The 16320-nt window shown below is 55.0% G+C and carries 17 protein-coding genes and 1 riboswitch; of the genes, 9 read left to right on the plus strand and 8 right to left on the minus strand.

Annotated elements, in window-relative coordinates; all coding sequences use genetic code 11:
• Window positions 1–89: 89 nt before the first annotated feature.
• Both ACX5K5_RS16245 and ACX5K5_RS16250 read left to right on the plus strand, forming a co-directional pair.
• Window positions 90–1331, plus strand: a complete 1242-nt coding sequence (locus tag ACX5K5_RS16245) for an ROK family transcriptional regulator (protein WP_096255189.1) — start codon at window positions 90–92, stop codon at window positions 1329–1331.
• Window positions 1328–2350: a sugar phosphate isomerase/epimerase family protein gene (locus tag ACX5K5_RS16250; RefSeq protein ID WP_459174824.1), complete on the plus strand. Its 1023-nt coding sequence runs from the start codon at window positions 1328–1330 to the stop codon at window positions 2348–2350. The genes ACX5K5_RS16245 and ACX5K5_RS16250 overlap by 4 nt, the downstream gene beginning before the upstream one ends.
• A gap of 17 nt (window positions 2351–2367) precedes the next feature.
• Here ACX5K5_RS16250 and ACX5K5_RS16255 read toward each other — a convergent pair whose 3' ends face one another.
• On the minus strand, window positions 2368–3369 hold the full coding sequence (locus ACX5K5_RS16255) for an AEC family transporter (protein ID WP_459174825.1): 1002 nt from the start codon (window positions 3367–3369) through the stop codon (window positions 2368–2370).
• 167 nt (window positions 3370–3536) lie between these two features.
• Between ACX5K5_RS16255 and ACX5K5_RS16260 the strand changes: the two genes are divergently transcribed.
• The gene (locus ACX5K5_RS16260) at window positions 3537–4292 is read left to right on the plus strand and encodes an SDR family oxidoreductase (RefSeq protein ID WP_096255185.1); all 756 of its coding nucleotides are present in this window, start codon (window positions 3537–3539) and stop codon (window positions 4290–4292) included.
• 77 nt (window positions 4293–4369) lie between these two features.
• Window positions 4370–4786 carry a nuclear transport factor 2 family protein gene (locus ACX5K5_RS16265; RefSeq protein WP_096255183.1) on the plus strand — a complete coding sequence of 139 codons (417 nt, stop codon included), beginning with the start codon at window positions 4370–4372 and terminating at the stop codon, window positions 4784–4786.
• Here the strand turns inward: ACX5K5_RS16265 and ACX5K5_RS16270 are convergent.
• The 3 genes from ACX5K5_RS16270 to ACX5K5_RS16280 form a co-directional block, all read right to left on the minus strand.
• On the minus strand, window positions 4766–5206 hold the full coding sequence (locus tag ACX5K5_RS16270; protein WP_205738262.1) for an SRPBCC family protein: 441 nt from the start codon (window positions 5204–5206) through the stop codon (window positions 4766–4768). The genes ACX5K5_RS16265 and ACX5K5_RS16270 overlap by 21 nt on opposite strands.
• 48 nt (window positions 5207–5254) lie before the next feature.
• Window positions 5255–5512: a hypothetical protein gene (locus ACX5K5_RS16275; protein ID WP_096255179.1), complete on the minus strand. Its 258-nt coding sequence runs from the start codon at window positions 5510–5512 to the stop codon at window positions 5255–5257.
• Window positions 5513–5604: 92 nt separating this feature from the next.
• A complete protein-coding gene (locus tag ACX5K5_RS16280; RefSeq protein ID WP_459174826.1) occupies window positions 5605–6066 on the minus strand; it encodes a MarR family winged helix-turn-helix transcriptional regulator in 462 nt (153 codons plus the stop codon).
• Window positions 6067–6201: 135 nt separating this feature from the next.
• On the opposite strand from ACX5K5_RS16280, the gene ACX5K5_RS16285 reads away from it, so the two are divergent.
• Genes ACX5K5_RS16285 through ACX5K5_RS16295 form a run of 3 tightly spaced genes read left to right on the plus strand, consistent with a single transcriptional unit; the run spans window position 6202 to window position 8591 of the window.
• A complete protein-coding gene (locus ACX5K5_RS16285) occupies window positions 6202–7233 on the plus strand; it encodes a tellurite resistance/C4-dicarboxylate transporter family protein (protein ID WP_459174827.1) in 1032 nt (343 codons plus the stop codon).
• A 9-nt stretch (window positions 7234–7242) separates the two neighbouring features.
• A complete protein-coding gene (locus tag ACX5K5_RS16290; RefSeq protein WP_459174828.1) occupies window positions 7243–8244 on the plus strand; it encodes a pirin family protein in 1002 nt (333 codons plus the stop codon).
• A gap of 14 nt (window positions 8245–8258) precedes the next feature.
• The gene (locus ACX5K5_RS16295) at window positions 8259–8591 is read left to right on the plus strand and encodes a GNAT family N-acetyltransferase (RefSeq protein WP_443443008.1); all 333 of its coding nucleotides are present in this window, start codon (window positions 8259–8261) and stop codon (window positions 8589–8591) included.
• Here the strand turns inward: ACX5K5_RS16295 and ACX5K5_RS16300 are convergent.
• The 4 genes from ACX5K5_RS16300 to ACX5K5_RS16315 form a co-directional block, all read right to left on the minus strand.
• Complete coding sequence (locus ACX5K5_RS16300; RefSeq protein ID WP_096255169.1) at window positions 8588–8776, minus strand: helix-hairpin-helix domain-containing protein; 189 nt, start codon at window positions 8774–8776, stop codon at window positions 8588–8590. The two genes, ACX5K5_RS16295 and ACX5K5_RS16300, sit on opposite strands and share 4 nt — an antisense overlap.
• A 13-nt stretch (window positions 8777–8789) precedes the next feature.
• Complete coding sequence (locus tag ACX5K5_RS16305; RefSeq protein WP_188683854.1) at window positions 8790–10172, minus strand: MFS transporter; 1383 nt, start codon at window positions 10170–10172, stop codon at window positions 8790–8792.
• Window positions 10173–10475: 303 nt separating this feature from the next.
• Window positions 10476–11831, minus strand: coding sequence for a replicative DNA helicase (dnaB, locus tag ACX5K5_RS16310; RefSeq protein WP_096255165.1), 1356 nt, complete (start codon window positions 11829–11831; stop codon window positions 10476–10478).
• 648 nt (window positions 11832–12479) lie between these two features.
• A complete protein-coding gene (locus ACX5K5_RS16315; RefSeq protein ID WP_096255163.1) occupies window positions 12480–12980 on the minus strand; it encodes a flavin reductase family protein in 501 nt (166 codons plus the stop codon).
• A 106-nt stretch (window positions 12981–13086) separates the two neighbouring features.
• A riboswitch (SAM riboswitch) is annotated at window positions 13087–13202 on the minus strand.
• Window positions 13203–13391: 189 nt separating this feature from the next.
• On the opposite strand from ACX5K5_RS16315, the gene ACX5K5_RS16320 reads away from it, so the two are divergent.
• Complete coding sequence (locus ACX5K5_RS16320; protein ID WP_459174829.1) at window positions 13392–14495, plus strand: PQQ-dependent sugar dehydrogenase; 1104 nt, start codon at window positions 13392–13394, stop codon at window positions 14493–14495.
• A gap of 158 nt (window positions 14496–14653) precedes the next feature.
• Window positions 14654–16258 carry an acyl--CoA ligase family protein gene (locus ACX5K5_RS16325; RefSeq protein WP_459174830.1) on the plus strand — a complete coding sequence of 535 codons (1605 nt, stop codon included), beginning with the start codon at window positions 14654–14656 and terminating at the stop codon, window positions 16256–16258.
• Window positions 16259–16320: the final 62 nt, after the last annotated feature.

Genomic DNA, 16320 nt, shown 5'->3' on the forward strand with positions numbered 1-16320 from the left:
TTTGATATCTGTCGAGCAAAAGTCGATTATCTATTGTCATTAGTTGTGATCTGGACAACATCTTTTGCTGAATATGTTTCACTAGAGTCATGGCCATGACGATCACTGCCCCCAAGTCACCCACCGCTGCACCCGGTGCAGGTGAACTGTTTCAGTTCCTGCGTGACGGCAAACCGCGCACCCGCTCGGAGCTAGCCCAGATCACCGGACTATCGCGCTCCACCATCGCAGCCCGCGTAGAGGCACTGCTTGACCTCGAACTAATCGGCACCGTCGGATCCAGTGCATCTTCCGGCGGCAGGCCACCGTCAAACTTTGCGTTCGCACCGAAATCTCGCACAGTGCTCGCCGCAGACTTAGGAGCCGCGCACGCCATTTTGGCACTGACCGATTTAGCCGGGAACATCATTGACCATTTGCGCGCAGATGTCGATATCGCCGCCGGCCCCATGGCCACCTTGGCGTGGGTGATTAAAAGCTTCACCGAACTACTTCAACGTAACGCACGGGGTCTAGACACACTTTCTGGAATCGCTATTGGCGTCCCTGGCCCGGTCGAACACTCAACGGGGCGCCCCACCAAACCTCCGATCATGCCCGGCTGGAACGACTTCGATATTCCGGGGACCATCCAACAGCACTTTGATGTCCCGGTCCTGGTCGACAACGACGTGAACATCATGGCACTGGGCGAGAAAACACTGTCTTGGCCCACTACCGAAAACCTTATTTTCGTGAAAGTCGCGACCGGAGTCGGTGTCGGCATCATCAGCGGTGGCGAGCTACAACGTGGAGCTCAAGGCTCAGCTGGCGACTTAGGCCATGTGCAAGTGCCCGGCGGAGCAGCTAAACCGTGCAGCTGCGGAAACACCGGTTGTCTAGAGGCCCTTGCCGGAGGGGCAGCGGTAGCTAAAAACCTGGCGGCTCTAGGCTATCCAGTACAGACCGCTTCAGACGTCGGAAAGCTTGCCGAAGAGAATAATACCGCCGCGATTCAAGTACTCCGACAAGCCGGACGCGATATCGGAGCAGTACTTGCCATGTGCGTGAATCTTCTCAATCCCTCGGTGATCGTTCTGGGCGGACGGCTGGCTCGCGCGGGCGAGCATGTCATCGCCGGAGTACGTGAAGTCGTCTACTATCGATCCACCCCCTTGGCCACCCAACATTTGGTCATCGGCGGCTCAACAGCGAAAGACATGGCAGGTGTCCGCGGGGCAAGCATGCTGGTCATTTCTCACATACTTTCCGCCGAGGCGGTCGACAAACTAGCCAACGCCCGAGCAGCCACACGATCCTCACACGACACCACCAAGGAGAGCCTGCGATGAACACCGACCCCGCAACCCACCCGGTGACACTCTTTACCGGGCAATGGGCAGATCTTCCCTTCGAGCAGGTAGCTAAGTTGGCCGCGGACTGGGGTTATGACGGGTTAGAGATCGCCGCCTCCGGCGACCATCTAGACCTCAAACGCGCCGACGAAGATCCCAACTATCTGAAATCACGTCTGGAGATCCTAAATCGGTATGGATTGCAGGTTCATGCGATCTCCAACCACCTCACCGGTCAAGCCGTCTGTGATGATCCCATTGATTTTCGCCACCAGGCGATGGTGCGCAGATACACCTGGGCAGATGGAGATGCTGAAGGGGTTCGCCAGCGTGCTGCAGAAGATATGAAGCGCGCGGCCAGAGTGGCCCGAAAGCTCGATGTTAACGTAGTGGTGGGATTTACCGGCTCAAAGATTTGGCCTTACGTCGCCCAATTTCCACCGGTGCCCGCCTCGGTTATCGAAGCAGGATATGAAGATTTCGCAACCCGCTGGAACCCGATCCTCGATGTTTTTGATGACCAAGGGGTGCGCTTCGCACACGAGGTTCATCCTTCGGAAATCGCGTATGACTATTGGTCTTCGGTGCGCAGCCTCGAGGCAATCGGATACCGCTCGGCATTCGGTTTTAATTGGGACCCCTCACATATGATGTGGCAGAACATTGATCCGGTCGGGTTTATCTGGGACTTCAAAGATCGGATTTACCATGTGGACTGCAAAGACACCAGACTTCGTGCCGCTAATGGACGTGCGGGTGTCCTTGGTTCACACCTACCGTGGGGTGACCCTCGCCGAGGCTGGGACTTCGTCTCTACAGGCCATGGAGACGTACCGTGGGAGGACGCGTTCCGGGCACTGAAATCTATTGGCTACACCGGCCCCATCTCGGTTGAATGGGAAGACGCCGGAATGGACCGGCTACATGGCGCCAGGCAGGCGCTAAGTTACGTCCGCTCGCTGCTGTGGAAACTGCCCGAAGCAGGTTTTGATGCGGCATTCAGCAACCAAGAATAACCACCGAGCTCGGCAACCTACTTCAGTACCAGCTGCGCAAGCACCGGGAGCACAACCACGGACAAGGCGCAGGTGATCACGATGGCTAGTGCGGTCGACTCGCCATCACCGGTGTCGTTTTGCGCCATGATGTACGCCGTGGCCGAGGTAGGCAAAGCTGCCATCAGTACCGCAGTGTTGAACCACATCGCATCAAGTTCTGGCGCAAAAAGCCACAGCAATGAAACCGTGAGCATTGGCAGGGCCAGCATTTTGCCCACCACCATAATGCCCATGGTGCGTTTTGTCGCTCGCACCGGAACCGCAGTTGCCGAGGCACGCCGCTGCAGCGTGCGTTGAACCGTACGTCGCAAGGACAACCCGATCACGAACAATGCTCCTGGGGCCGCTGCGGCGGCGACTAAATCTACCGTGTCATCTATCGGCTGTGGTATCGGGATCCCCCACATGACTACCGCTCCGCCAATAACCATCGCCCACGTAACCGGGCTGTAAATTAGCGCGTTTCTTACCGTCAACGCGATTCGGCGGCCACTTGGCTTATGCCCGTTTCCCGGGCCGGTTGGCATCATTAGCTGCGCGAGAATCGGAAAACCCACCATGAAAATGACGTTGTGGATCAGCTGCCCCATCCCGGCGGCAAGTCCGGCTTGACTGCCGAGCACTCCAAGAATTACTGGAATCCCTAAATAGGAGACGTTACCGAAGCTGGTGCTTAACATCCCGGCAAGAGACCGGCCGCGATCCACGCGCAAGAGGTAGCGGAACAGCACCCAACAGATGAGCGCGAAGAGCAACGTGGATAGAACCGAGATCCAGAGAAAATCCAACGGAACGCCGTGACTAATATCGGAGCGGGCAACCACCTTGTACAACAGTGCCGGCAGCGCCACATAAAAAACGAAGACGTTCAGTGCTGGTTCCACGCTGGGCGGGAACTTCGGTGAATAGCTAACCGCATACCCAATGAGCATCACAAAAAATAGCGGTAAAACACCGAACAGCACGTCGAGGAACACACGACTCCTTCACAGGTCTTTTTGAGTCTTTCTAAGCCTAATAGTTATGGAGTCGGCCCTACGCATCGGCGTAATATCCGAGGATCGACTTCAGTCATTGGCAGACAAGTTCATATGCTCTGTAATCAGGCACCACCGTGCTGAACTTGGTGCTCTAAGGAGAGAAAATGGCTACTGCAAATACGTCTCGTTCCACCATCTTGATAACCGGTGCCGGATCCGGGATTGGAAAAGCGACCGCGCGAACGCTGCTCAGTCAAGGCTGGAATGTCGTGTTGGCTGGGCGCACCGAGGACACACTTCGCCAGGCCGCCCAAGATCACGAACATGCCCTAGTACTCACCGCCGACGTGACCAGCGCCGGTCAAGTCCGTGAGTTGTTTGCTAAAGCCACCGCTCACTTCGGCAGATTAGATGCACTGTTTAATAATGCTGGCACTTTTGGCCCTGCGGTATCAATCGATGAATTGCACGAGGACGATTGGGACAAAGCCTGTCGGGTCAACCTCACTGGTGCGATAAATTGTGCCCGCGAAGCCTTTATCTACATGAAAGATCACGGCGGTGGCCGGGTCATCAACAATGGCTCTATCTCTGCGCAGGTGCCTAGGCCGCGTTCGGTGGCCTATGCGGTCACCAAACATGCGATTACTGGACTCACAAAATCGATCGAGCTAGATGGCCGGCCGTTTAATATTTGCGCTTCTCAAATAGATATTGGCAATACCGCAAGCGACATCATGAATGAGCTAGGCACTTCCCAGGGTGCCTTGCAAGCCGATGGCTCACTCAAGGTCGAACCAACATTCGCTTTGCAGCAAGCGGCGGATGCGGTGGCTTTCCTCGCCAATAGTCCACTGACCGTGTCGGTCAATCAATTAACCATCACCGCTGCCGGCATGCCATTTATCGGTCGTGGGTAAGGCGCTGCAACTTCGGCTCAAAAGTGGTGACTATAGTGGGACAAACCATTTAAGTCCGAAGCCAGGTGAGTGAAAACATGTCAGCCGAACGTTCAAACTTACAGATCAGTTATCCGGAGAATTGCGGTAACGCCCCACGGCATCAAATCATTCAAGAAGTGATTGTGGCCTTGCACAGCAAGGACGTGAACCATCTGAAACGGTGGGTAAGCGACGATGTTGAATGGGAAATCGTAGGCTTTGGGACGTTGCGCGGGGTCGACGCGTTATGTCAGTGGGTGAGCAGTTCCGGAGAAAAAAAGTCCTTGGAGTTCAAAAGCGTACTGACTCACGGGCGCGAGGGTAGCACCGACGGAAATGTCACCAACGAACAAGATATCTCTGCTGCCTTTAGCCATGTACTGCGCTTTACCGGGGCAACCAAAACAGCGCGCATTGCCTCCGTGCGCAGTTACCTAGTCCCGAAGCCCCATTTAGAAGTATTCGGACAATAACGATTCAAGTTTCGCGAAGGCCGAATTCCACGCCTTCGTGCTGGTTTCGATGACCTCGTAAGGCAGCGGCGTCTGCGTGAGAGTCACATGGGTCTGTCCTGCAAATTCTTTGAAGTCCACCTTGGTGTGGATCACCAGATCCAAGGTCATCTCATGAGGGCCGTCGGCGCTAGCCAGACAAACATGTTCATCAAAGACTGTGACCACTGCCTTGAGCGGCACCTGTGCTTCGGGGTTATCGCCCTGCTCCATGGTCAGTTCGTGACGTCCACCGACTTTTGGTTCAAGGATGACCGAGCCATCTTGCACGTTCCACCCTTGCGGGCCCCACCATTGGGCGATAATTTCTGGCTCAACAAAAGCCGCCCACACCGCGCTACGCGGTGCGGTGAATTGCCGGGACACTACAAGTTCAGTCATTTCCTGCATAATCAGATTTTACCGTGGTCCTTCTGAGGAATCGACTGCCTACTGTTTGGGGCGACGCGATTCCATGCGGTTAGTGGTGTAAATAGTCTGTTCATCAGGCTGTGTTCCGGCGGCCTGATGTGCGCGCAACACCATCATGGCCCGATCCCATTTGATGCGTTCGCGCGGACTGGTGGCTACCGAGCGTTCAGCCGGGCCAAAGATGCTCAGGCCTAGAAACTTCAGACGCCAAAGGGCGCGGTACCGAAGGCTTAGTCCGGTGATATCTCTGATGATGGGTAGTGGTGACTCGTCCATGGTGTAAACCTCATGTTTGTCGGTGCGCCTGGGCGGGCTACGTCAGTACTTCCAGTCTACGCTATTAGTTGGTGCACCAACTATATTTTAGGTCATTCCCTCGGCGCAGAAATTCCTGCGTTCGCTACCGAGCCCAGAATCTCACACAGCTCAACAACCTTTTCTTCACTGAGGTTCAGTCGCTGCATCATCTGGCTAGGAACATCCAGTGCGTGCTCACGCAATGCGTTGCCCTGCGCCGTAATTTCAATCAGGATTGCGCGTTCGTCCCGAGGATTCTTGCGACGTTCAAGCAACCCGGCTTTTTCAAGCCGTTTCACCAACGGAGTGAGGGTTCCTGGATCCAAATGCAACTTCTCGCTTAGTTCACGAGCGCCAATCGGGCCGTGCTCCCATAAGGCCAGCATGACTAAATACTGCGGGTGGGTCAGACCCATCGGGTCAAGCACGGGCTTATAGGCTGAAATCACCGCGCGTGAGGCGACCGCTAACCCGAAACATAATTGTCGTTCAAGCTTAAGCAGATCATCACGACGAAGATTGGTAGTGTCCACGATGTTTAGTTCTCCTTGAGCTCATCCCGGTACCTTCCTTAAGATCGTACGCCAGCAACCTGAGACGCGGCTTGGATACCAAGCCCCGCTCGCGCTACCCTCAAATTCGAGACCGAAGAATACGAGGAGCAACAGGTGAACCAAAAACTGGATGGCATACGGCCGCGCTTCTCACATTGGGTTACCGCTCTTGCTCCCTCAGTTTTTTCCAGCGTCATGGCCACCGGCATCATTGGTTTGGGTTTGGTTCTGTCTGGGTTTATCGCATTGGGACAGGTATTTTCGTTGCTCGCCTTCGTCATGTTCCTCGGATTGCTGGGGGTGCTGACACTACGTGCGGTGCGGCACCCAGCCGCAATGCTGTTAGATATCTTGAACCCTGCGGTTGGTTTTGGGTTCTTCACCGTCGTGGCGGCCGCCAACGTCCTAGCCTTAGTTTTGGCAGTTTTGAATATGCCAGGCGCCGCACTCACGGCCATGATTTTTGGTGCGCTTCTGTGGGTGGCGGGCACCTATGCCATTCCTGCAGGATTAGTGCTGCATGAACGTCCCGAGCCTGCCCTGACACTTGCCAACGGCTCGTGGTTCCTCTGGGTTGTTGCTACACAGTCGGTGGCAGGCGGCCTGGCACACCACACCTACCTCGGATCCTGGACACCGATGCTGTCCTTAGGTATCTGGTTGTTGGGCTGCTCGCTTTACTTGCTGACCGCGACACTGGTGACGGTGCGCATGATTCGCTACCCGAATCGAGCCGAAACGCTCTCCCCCACTTATTGGATCTTCATGGGTGCCACGGCAATCAGCGTGCTGACCGGTTCGCAGCTTTTAGGCTTAGCAAATAGTGGTGAAATTCCGCAATGGCTACAGGCAAACATCGCGTTCACCACGTTGGCGTTGTTGTCTATCGGATTGTGGTTCATCCCGCTGCTGATAATTTTTGGGATCTGGCGCCATGTAATGCATCGACATCCGGTGAGCTACGAGACCGGATTATGGGCCATTGTGTTTCCCTTGGGCATGCTGTCGACAGCTTGCCTTTCACTGGGGTCCATTCCGGACTTCACCGCGCTCTTTGTCTTGGGACAAATACTTATTTGGATTGCGGTGGCGGCTTGGGCGGGAACCACCGCATTATGGGTGGCACGAATGAAACAACCTGCCTAGTCTTAGCCTATGAGCAACCTCGAACCGGCCCCTGCGGAAATTGACTGCAGTAATCTTGATGCGCATTTAGAGGTACAGACCCTCGAGCCTCGCCCAGTTCCCTTGGGTGGTCCGCGAGCTATGACCGTATTCCGTACTCTTCCCCAGCGTCAGCGGAGCTTGATTGGCGCGTGGTGTTTCCTCGATCATTACGGTCCGGATGATGTTTCGCTCACCGGTGGCATGAGCGTTCCGCGCCATCCACACACTGGGCTGCAGACGGTTTCGTGGTTATTCAGCGGAGAAATCGAGCACATCGATTCTGCGGGGAATCAGGCGATAGTACGTCCCGGTGAAGTGAACTTGATGACCGCCGGTTACGGCATCACGCATTCGGAGTTTTTGTGCGATGAATCCACCATCTTGCACGGAGCGCAGCTATGGACTGCACTGCCGGACCGAGTACGCAATATGGAACCGACCTTTGAGAACTACCGTCCAGAACCGATGAACGGGACTGGTTGGATGCTCAACGTATTCCTAGGCACCCTCGCCATCGGCGATCAAACCTCTACCTCACCGGTGAAAACACATACCGAACTCAGTGGCGCCGAACTGCATCTAGAAGCCGGAGCCGAAGTCGGCATCCTCGTGCCAGCCAATCACGAACACGGGTTGCTCATTGATCAGGGCCAAGCAACGCTCAATGGGAATCAGCTGGAACACCGTGAACTCGGATTTGTCCGGGCCGGCTGCACCATTCTGCGGATTAAGGCAGGCGACGAGCCATTGCGTGCACTGCTCATTGGTGGGGAGCCGCTAGGCGAAGACATCCTCATGTGGTGGAACTTCGTGGGCCGCACGCATGAAGAGGTCCTTGCGTTCCGTGCGCAATATCAGGCTGAAATTGGTGCCGAACCGGGAGATGCTTCAGAAGACCGGTTTGGGCCTTTCCCAGCGAATACTCCGGCGGCATTACCTGCTCCGGCCTTACCCGCCGTCCGACTACGTCCCCGCGTGAACCCCTCGTAGAAAGTTGAATCACCATGAGTGAGATTACCCCGGCATATCTTCCGGATCGCAATCGTTATGCCTTGGACGACAACGGAAAGTTGATCGGAGCCGCACACTACCGTGATTTTCAGGGTGTGGACGGTGTCGAGCGGATCTTCTTCCACACGGTAGTCGACGAGCAATACGGCGGCCAAGGACTAGCCAGCGTGATGGTGAAATTCGCGTTGGACAACACGATCTCCGGCGGGGCAAAAATTGTCGCGGTCTGCCCTTACGTCAAAGCCTATATTGCCAAACATCCTGAATTCCAAGAGCACCTAGCGGCAACCACGGACGAGCATTTAAAGGTTCTGCCAAGTGCTTAGCTCTTCATTTTTAGTCCGCGCTGGGCGATCGCTTCACTAAGAATCTTCAGGGCTTTGGGCCCCACCCCGTGAAGTGCTGCTAGTGCTTTGATGCCGGTATCCCCTGCCTGTTCGAGGCTGGTGATACCGGCTTTTTCTAATGCCCGGGTTGCAGGTGCCCCGATCACTGGTAATTTGGTAGCCATTTGACCAGCATAACTAGACACTTACCGCGGCGTTGGCTTTGGTGCGCGGGGCGATGATCAGCAGCACAAGGATCAGGAGCAGCGAGAACGCGAAGACCGCGACGAAGCCAAATCCGATAGCGGCCATTGCGAAGATGACACCACCCAGCGCGGTCACCGAAGCGTTGCCCAGCGAGTCCGCCAAGGTCATGGCCGAGGAGTTAAAGCCTTGTTCTGCCTTAGATGACAGGGCAAACATGTTCACGTTTTGCCGGGGGAAGATCATGCCCATGCCGAACCCGCCAACCGCCCATCCGGCGACAAGTAGCACCACGGGCGGATGGAACAACGCCGCGCACAACGCAGTGGATATTGCGATAACACCGGCTACACCACCAATCGAAATACACGCCGCGTTACTGAGCCGGTCCCCGACTCTGCCTTGCAGCCAGGAGCCTAGTGACCACATCAAAGCAGACGCCGTGAGGACTAGCCCGGCGCGGTCTGGCGCTAAGAAGTAGTCTTCGCGGAGCATATAAGGAAGATAAATTTCCGCCCCGAAAAATGCGCCAGCTACAAGCGTTCGGGTCATTATTGTGGCCGGCAGCCCGCGACGTACGGTAAAAGTTCCACGCGGAAGCAAGGGCCTGATGGCTACCAGTGCGAGTAACAGCGCGGCCAGCAGACCGGCTAAAGACCAACCGGTACCGGCATTGCCAAGCAGGTTCATCACGATGACCAGTGCGCCGGTGAGCGCTGCCAATAGTAGGCGTTTGGTTGATACCGGTCCCAGGCTTGGATCACGTTCTGTGGACATCCGGTGCAAGGTGGGGACGATAGCGATAAAGGCCAGTGCAATAAATACTAGAACGCCAAGGAATACCGCGCGCCAGTGGATATAGGTGGCAATGAGCCCCGCGATCCACGGGCCAACCAAAGCTGGGATCACCCACGCGGTGGCGAAGAGTGCAAAGATTTTTGTATGGAGAATTGCTGGGTAAGCTCTGGCGATCAACACATAGATGGCCACAGTAATTGCGCCCCCGCCAATCCCCTGCAAGATCCTTCCAAGAATCAACACCTGCATGGTGTTCGCCGTCCCGCAGATCAACAAGCCGATAACAAAGACACTCACCGAGGCATAGAGCGGGATTTTAGGACCACGTCGATCCGATATTTCACCGGCGGCAACCATGCCAAGCATGGCACTAGCCATGGGAGCGGCAAAGGCCAGCGCAAAGTAGCGTTGCCCGTCTAATAATTCGCTAACCAGTGGCATCACGGTGGTCACAGCCATCGATTCAAAGGCCACCAGGAACACTAAAACAAACATTCCCACTGTGGTGGCTAAATATTTGGCGTCGTAGATCGACTCGATACCCGAAGTTTTTGCGGGTGGGGTGGGTGACGAAGGCATACCGTCATTCTTTCATCGAATGCCATGCTCGCTGATTCGGCATCTTTGGTTAGTGTTTATTCAGCTTTGCTTTGTAAGCTGAAGGCATGCTTAACGAAGATACACGTCGCCGCATGGTCAAAATCACCGCGGTTTCTCTTGCAGTGATGGTTGGTGCCACGGGAATTCTTTCCAGCGGGGTACTCAGCCTTTTCTAGCCTGCCCAATCCGTGCGAAGGCTAGCTACTAACTTAAAATGTTGGGCTCGAGAAATCTACATGATTTCTCGAGCCCAACATTTTTGCTTTGGTTCAAGGCAAATTCTTAGCCATCGTTTTGCATGTTGCTGAAGCGCGAGTAGTGGCCTTGGAAGGCCACGGTGATGGTCTTGGTAGGACCTGCACGGTGCTTAGCGATGATCACGTCGGCTTCACCCGGACGATTTTCCTTGTCATACACGTCATCACGGTGCAGCAAGATGACCATGTCGGCGTCCTGCTCGATCGAACCCGATTCACGAAGGTCCGAAATCATTGGCTTCTTGTCGGTACGTTGCTCGGAACCACGGTTCAGCTGCGACAGGGCAACCAGCGGAACGTCTAGCTCCTTGGCCAGCAGCTTGAGGTTACGTGAGAACTCAGAGACTTCCTGCTGACGCGATTCCACGCGCTTACCGGAGCTCATCAGCTGGAGGTAGTCCAGGATGATCATGCGCAGCTCATTGCGTTGCTTGAGCCGGCGGCATTTCGCACGAATTTCCATCATGGACATATTCGGCGAATCGTCGATGAATAGTGGCGCTTCGTTCAGCCGTCCCATGGTGGTGGCAATCTTGGTCCACTGCGCGTCTTCTACCGAACCCTTACGCAGGTCCTGGAGCTGAATGGACGCTTCCGCCGAGAGCAGTCGCATCGCAATTTCATTGCGGCCCATTTCCAAGGAGAAGAAGACGGTAGCCATATTGTTCTTAATGGCCGCCGAGCGGGCGAAATCCAGAGCAAAGGTTGATTTACCCACTGCCGGACGGGCCGCGATGATAATCATCTGTCCGCCCTTCAAACCTTGGGTCAGCTCGTCGAATTCGTAGAATCCGGTAGGCACACCGGTAATTCCGTCGCCGGCATTGGCGGCGTTCTCGATTTCATCAACTGTTCCTTCGATGATGTCCGAGAGGCGTACGTAGTCTTCACTATTTCGGTTTTCGGCAACCTTGTAGACCTCAGCCTGGGCTTCATTCACGATGGCGTCAACTTCGCCATCTGGCGAGTAACCCATCTGCACGATACGTGTTCCGGCATCCACCAGACGGCGAAGCACCGCCCGCTCACGGACAATCTCAGCGTAGTAGCCGGCGTTTGCGGCCGTTGGTACCTGTTGGATGAGATTGTGCAGATAGGCAGCTCCACCGACGCGGGCGATTTCGCTGCGCTTGGTGAGCAGATCCGAGACGGTCACTGCATCGGCAGGTTCACCACGACCGTAGAGATCGATAATTGCATCGAAGATTGACTCGTGGGCTGGACGATAAAAATCTGTTCCACGCAACACCTCAACCACGTCGGCGATGGCATCTTTAGACAGCATCATGCCGCCGAGAACCGACATTTCGGCAGGAATATCCTGCGGCGGGGTACGACCCGCCTCAGAACCCTGACTTTCGTAGACCGGTTCCGCACTCATAACAGACACTTCCATCCCCTATTGAACCTCTGGGAAATACCCTTGTGCCCCGATGGCAACGCTCAAGCATGTCACTGCCGACCGACGCTATAGCGTCAGCGGTACCTGTGGATATATCAGTCCCAAAGCCAACACTAGGTCTCTTATCTATAGCCGTAAACTCGGTTATCCACAAGATCTGTGGATAAGCATGCTCTCGCTGTGGATGACCCTGTGCGTGACTTGGGGAGAAGCTTGTGGATTACCACACTTAAACTCATTGAACTATGAGTTGACTAGTATAAATATATTTTGACGCCTGTGGATAGAAAGTTTATTTCTTTGTAGAGACAATCTTCTCAACTTACGTTATCCACAGGATAAAGTCCGGAATTACGGTGTATTTCGCCTTATGATGGAACTTATCCACGCACTGTCCACATGCATGTGGACAGTTTTGTGGATAATCAACAGTCTTAGAAGTCGGTAGTCACAGCGACTATAAGCTACTGAGTCGTAACTTTGGGCGAAGTAATCCACAATTAAGCTCAAAGTCGCCCGCGTCGACTTGTGACGCACGGAGTCCCGGCATCAACTCGAGACCTACTGCTTAAACAGCATCGCGCCGCCGGCCTCTTGATCAAGAGGCCGGCGGCGCGAAAAAGCTATTTAGACGAATTCCGGGACCGGTAACGAGTGAAATCGTGAATCATGGAAGATCGATGGAAGATGCTCGGCCAGCTTATGGCCATGAACTTCTAGCAGTACCACCCAGTGATCTCCCGCTTCTACCTCACTATAAATTGAGGTGTCGAGCCATAGTGTGGAGTCCTCAATGAACAATGAACCATCGGCGCTACTGTGTGTATTAATACCGAGGAACCGATCGCCCTTCTTCGATGCGATCTGCCCGCAGACTCCTTCATTGCGCTCACTGAGCACTGAGACACCTATGCGGTTAGCACCGCGCAACTTTGGCCAGGTATTTGAGGTTTTCTGCACCGCAAACATCACTAACGCGGGTTCCAGTGAGACCCCCACGGTGAACGAGGAGGCAACAATTCCCGTCTTCTCACCGTCGATATCGGCGCAAAGCGCGGCAACTCCGGATGGGTGCTGCGCGAAAACTTTGCGTAACGTCAGCGCGTCAAGCTCTTGATTCAAAGACATGCTTTGCTTCCTTTACTTCATACACATCGGTACGGCGACGGTCGGCGACAGGACAAAAGCACCTACTGCTTACTTTGGCCCGCCGTCGAAGGTTTTACGCCTCGATGTGCGGTACTTGTATCGTGCGGTGTTGCACGACACCGAATCCTCACCTGGAGCACCCCGCTACCGTATAGAGGGTTGCCGGCCAGCTAGCCAGGGCTTTTGCTGACGCTCATGATTCTGATTAAACGATATTGGGCAACGTGCGTAACCGTCAAACAAATCGCTTCGCAAATCGAAATATTCGAGCTGAAATTCGATGAGCACCCATTTTTTGTTGGCAAATCAGAAAATTATTCATTTTTAGCGCTGCTCAGACTTATCCCAATACTCCCTTGCGCATTAAACCAAAGTTGCTAGCCTGATCCCATGCGTCCCGGACCAGTAGCCATCGGTAAAACCACTGCTTACCTCGGTATTGCCCTGGCCTGCGCTGTTTCCATAACGGCCTGCACTGCGCAGCCATCAGCACCACCAGTCAACGTCTCCAACAGTGGTTCTGCATCACAAACAGCCGAACCCCGCATCGTTGCCGATGAGCTAAATGCTCCCTGGTCAATGGTTTTCGCGGAGAGTACGCTCTTGGTTTCAGAACGTGATTCTGGACGAATATTGGAAATAGACACGGAAGGAAATCAGCGGCAAGTTAGCAAACTCAACGACGTAGTTCATGGTGGTGAGGGTGGACTGCTCGGGCTGGCTTATCAACGGCCATACCTGTTCGCCTATTCGACCGCCGCCGATGGGAATCGAATCCAGCGCTTTGAGGTAACTGGAGAGGCTGGAAATCTGAGCCTCACAAATCCACAAACGCTTATTTCAGGGCTACCTTCGGCAACGATCCACAATGGCGGACGGTTGGCCATCGGACCAGATTTGATGCTCTACGCAACCGTTGGTGATGCCGGAAATGAATCTTTGGCCCAAGACCTAGACAGCTTCGGCGGAAAGATCTTGCGACTAACCATCAACGGTGAAGTTCCGGAAGATAATCCTTTTCCCGATTCTCCGGTGTTTAGCTTCGGTCATCGTAATCCGCAGGGACTCGCCTGGGCTAGCGATGGAACCATGTACGCCAGCGAGTTTGGGCAAAACCGCTGGGACGAGCTGAACCTGATCAGAGCGGGTGCTAACTACGGGTGGCCGGTCACCGAAGGTATCGCCAATAATGCTGACTACGTTGACCCGCTCCAGCAATGGAGCACTGAGTCTGCGAGCCCTAGTGGCATGAGCATTCACCAGGACGTACTTTATGTGGCTAACTTGCGTGGTGAACGGTTGCGAATCATCGATTTGAACTCACCGAGTGATTCCACCGAAGCCTTCACCGGCAGCTACGGAAGGTTTCGGGACGCAGCGGTCACTGCTGCCGGAGAGCTTTGGGTATTGACCAATAACACCGATGGCCGCGGTACCGCGCAGGAATCTGATGACAAGATTCTCGGTATTTTTCCCGCAAAGTTTAGTCAGTGACATAGTCACTGACCGCTGAATTTCGCCCACTCGACGCAATGAGACTGCGTTTCTTTGTTTGACCCTGCGGTTCATGCCACGATATTAGATGGAAGTGCTTCAGCTCACATCTGCAAATTGAAGTAAACCACAACGATGAATCGAAGGATGTCGCGCACATGGTCATGACTCAGGCAAACCATTCGGAACTCACCCCTCTGCGTTTCCTACAGCGTTCGGCCGAGGTTTATCCATCCAAGACCGCGATCATTCACGGCTCACGAAATTACAGCTACGCACAATTTGAGTCCCGTGTGCAACGCTTTGCGCAGGCCATCAGGACGCGTATTAACCCAGGTGACCGGGTAGCCGTGTTGGCCCCCAATACTCCAGAAATGCTGATGGCGCACTACGCGGTACCACTGGCAGGAGGCGTGCTGATCGCTTTAAATACGCGACTCACCGCCCACGAGCTGCGCTACATCATGGATCACTCCGAGGCGAAGATACTTTTTGCCGACACCGAGCTGTTGGCTAATACTTCAACCTTGCGTGCCGAGATTCTGAGCCTCGAAGCACTGATTGAGATCACCGACGACCAGTACACCGGCCAACGCCCCGAGGTTGCGGTGGACGGGACGCTAGAGGAGCTGCTTGATACTGTCTCGACGGCGGAACCGCTGGCCTACGAGGTGGCAGATGAGCGCGCACCCATCGCCTTGAACTACACCTCGGGCACCACGGGGAAACCCAAGGGAGTGCTCTACTCGCATCGCGGCAGCTACCTGAACTCGCTCTCCGAGGCGCACCACCAGGGATTCACCACCCAAACCCGCTACCTCTGGACACTGCCAATGTTCCACTGCAATGGGTGGTGCACACCCTGGGCGGTCACCGCAGCCGGCGGCACCCACCTTTGCCTGCGTGGTGTCCGCGAAGATGCAGTCTGGGATGGCATTGAAGAACTTGGCGCAACACACCTCTGCGGGGCTCCCACGGTCTGCTCGATCATTGCCGATGCGCCGCGCGCTCACCCGCTCCAGGCACCACTGCGCATCACCACCGCGGGCGCACCACCTTCGCCAGCAATTATCGCCAAGCTCCAAAAATTGGGTATCGAGGTAGTCCACGTGTACGGCCTGACTGAGGTCTATGGTCCCTACACGATCTGTGAATACCAAGACGAGTGGAATCAGCTGGGCGAAGATGAGCGTGCATCCCTGCTCTCCCGCCAGGGCGTGGGCATGCTGACCGCAGAAAGCGCCCGGATAGTTGACGAGAATATGGGCGATGTTCCCGCCGATGGACAGACCATGGGTGAGATTGTTTTGCGCGGAAACAACGTCATGATTGGCTACTACCGTGACGAAGCGGCCACAGAACAGGCATTTGCCGGCGGCTGGTTCCACACCGGGGATCTTGGGGTGATGCATCCCGACGGCTATATCCAGGTACGCGACCGGGCGAAGGACATTATCATTTCTGGCGGCGAGAACATCTCCACCATTGAGGTGGAACAGGCGTTGGCTTCTCACCCGGAAGTGTTGGACTTGGCAGTCGTGGGGGTGCCTGATGAGAAGTGGGGAGAGCGTCCGATCGCCTACGTCATCCGAGCCAGCGGGTCCACCCTAGATGAGGAGACCTTGATCGGTTTTGCTCGGGAAAAACTTGCCGGATATAAGGTTCCACGAACCATCGTTTTCCCACAGGATCTGCCACGTACCTCCACCGGCAAGGTACAAAAGAATGTCCTGCGCGCTCAAGGGTTGAGCGAAACTAAATGACCGTGGACCGGCCTTCACTTCAGGGTTCCGGGCAGGCCCGGGCAGGCGTAAGGTGAGTTGCA

Source organism: Glutamicibacter bergerei (assembly GCF_054495185.1).

Excerpts from the sequence above, each read along its gene's own strand:
- ACX5K5_RS16245 (WP_096255189.1), top strand. The coding sequence starts at position 90 with ATGGCCATGACGATCACTGCCCCCAAGTCACCCACCGCTGCACCCGGT.
- ACX5K5_RS16250 (WP_459174824.1), top strand. The coding sequence starts at position 1,328 with ATGAACACCGACCCCGCAACCCACCCGGTGACACTCTTTACCGGGCAA.
- ACX5K5_RS16260 (WP_096255185.1), top strand. The coding sequence starts at position 3,537 with ATGGCTACTGCAAATACGTCTCGTTCCACCATCTTGATAACCGGTGCC.
- ACX5K5_RS16265 (WP_096255183.1), top strand. The coding sequence starts at position 4,370 with ATGTCAGCCGAACGTTCAAACTTACAGATCAGTTATCCGGAGAATTGC.
- ACX5K5_RS16270 (WP_205738262.1), bottom strand. The coding sequence starts at position 5,206 with ATGACTGAACTTGTAGTGTCCCGGCAATTCACCGCACCGCGTAGCGCG.
- ACX5K5_RS16275 (WP_096255179.1), bottom strand. The coding sequence starts at position 5,512 with ATGGACGAGTCACCACTACCCATCATCAGAGATATCACCGGACTAAGC.
- ACX5K5_RS16290 (WP_459174828.1), top strand. The coding sequence starts at position 7,243 with ATGAGCAACCTCGAACCGGCCCCTGCGGAAATTGACTGCAGTAATCTT.
- ACX5K5_RS16295 (WP_443443008.1), top strand. The coding sequence starts at position 8,259 with ATGAGTGAGATTACCCCGGCATATCTTCCGGATCGCAATCGTTATGCC.
- ACX5K5_RS16300 (WP_096255169.1), bottom strand. The coding sequence starts at position 8,776 with ATGGCTACCAAATTACCAGTGATCGGGGCACCTGCAACCCGGGCATTA.
- ACX5K5_RS16305 (WP_188683854.1), bottom strand. The coding sequence starts at position 10,172 with ATGCCTTCGTCACCCACCCCACCCGCAAAAACTTCGGGTATCGAGTCG.
- dnaB (WP_096255165.1), bottom strand. The coding sequence starts at position 11,831 with ATGAGTGCGGAACCGGTCTACGAAAGTCAGGGTTCTGAGGCGGGTCGT.
- ACX5K5_RS16315 (WP_096255163.1), bottom strand. The coding sequence starts at position 12,980 with ATGTCTTTGAATCAAGAGCTTGACGCGCTGACGTTACGCAAAGTTTTC.
- ACX5K5_RS16320 (WP_459174829.1), top strand. The coding sequence starts at position 13,392 with ATGCGTCCCGGACCAGTAGCCATCGGTAAAACCACTGCTTACCTCGGT.
- ACX5K5_RS16325 (WP_459174830.1), top strand. The coding sequence starts at position 14,654 with ATGGTCATGACTCAGGCAAACCATTCGGAACTCACCCCTCTGCGTTTC.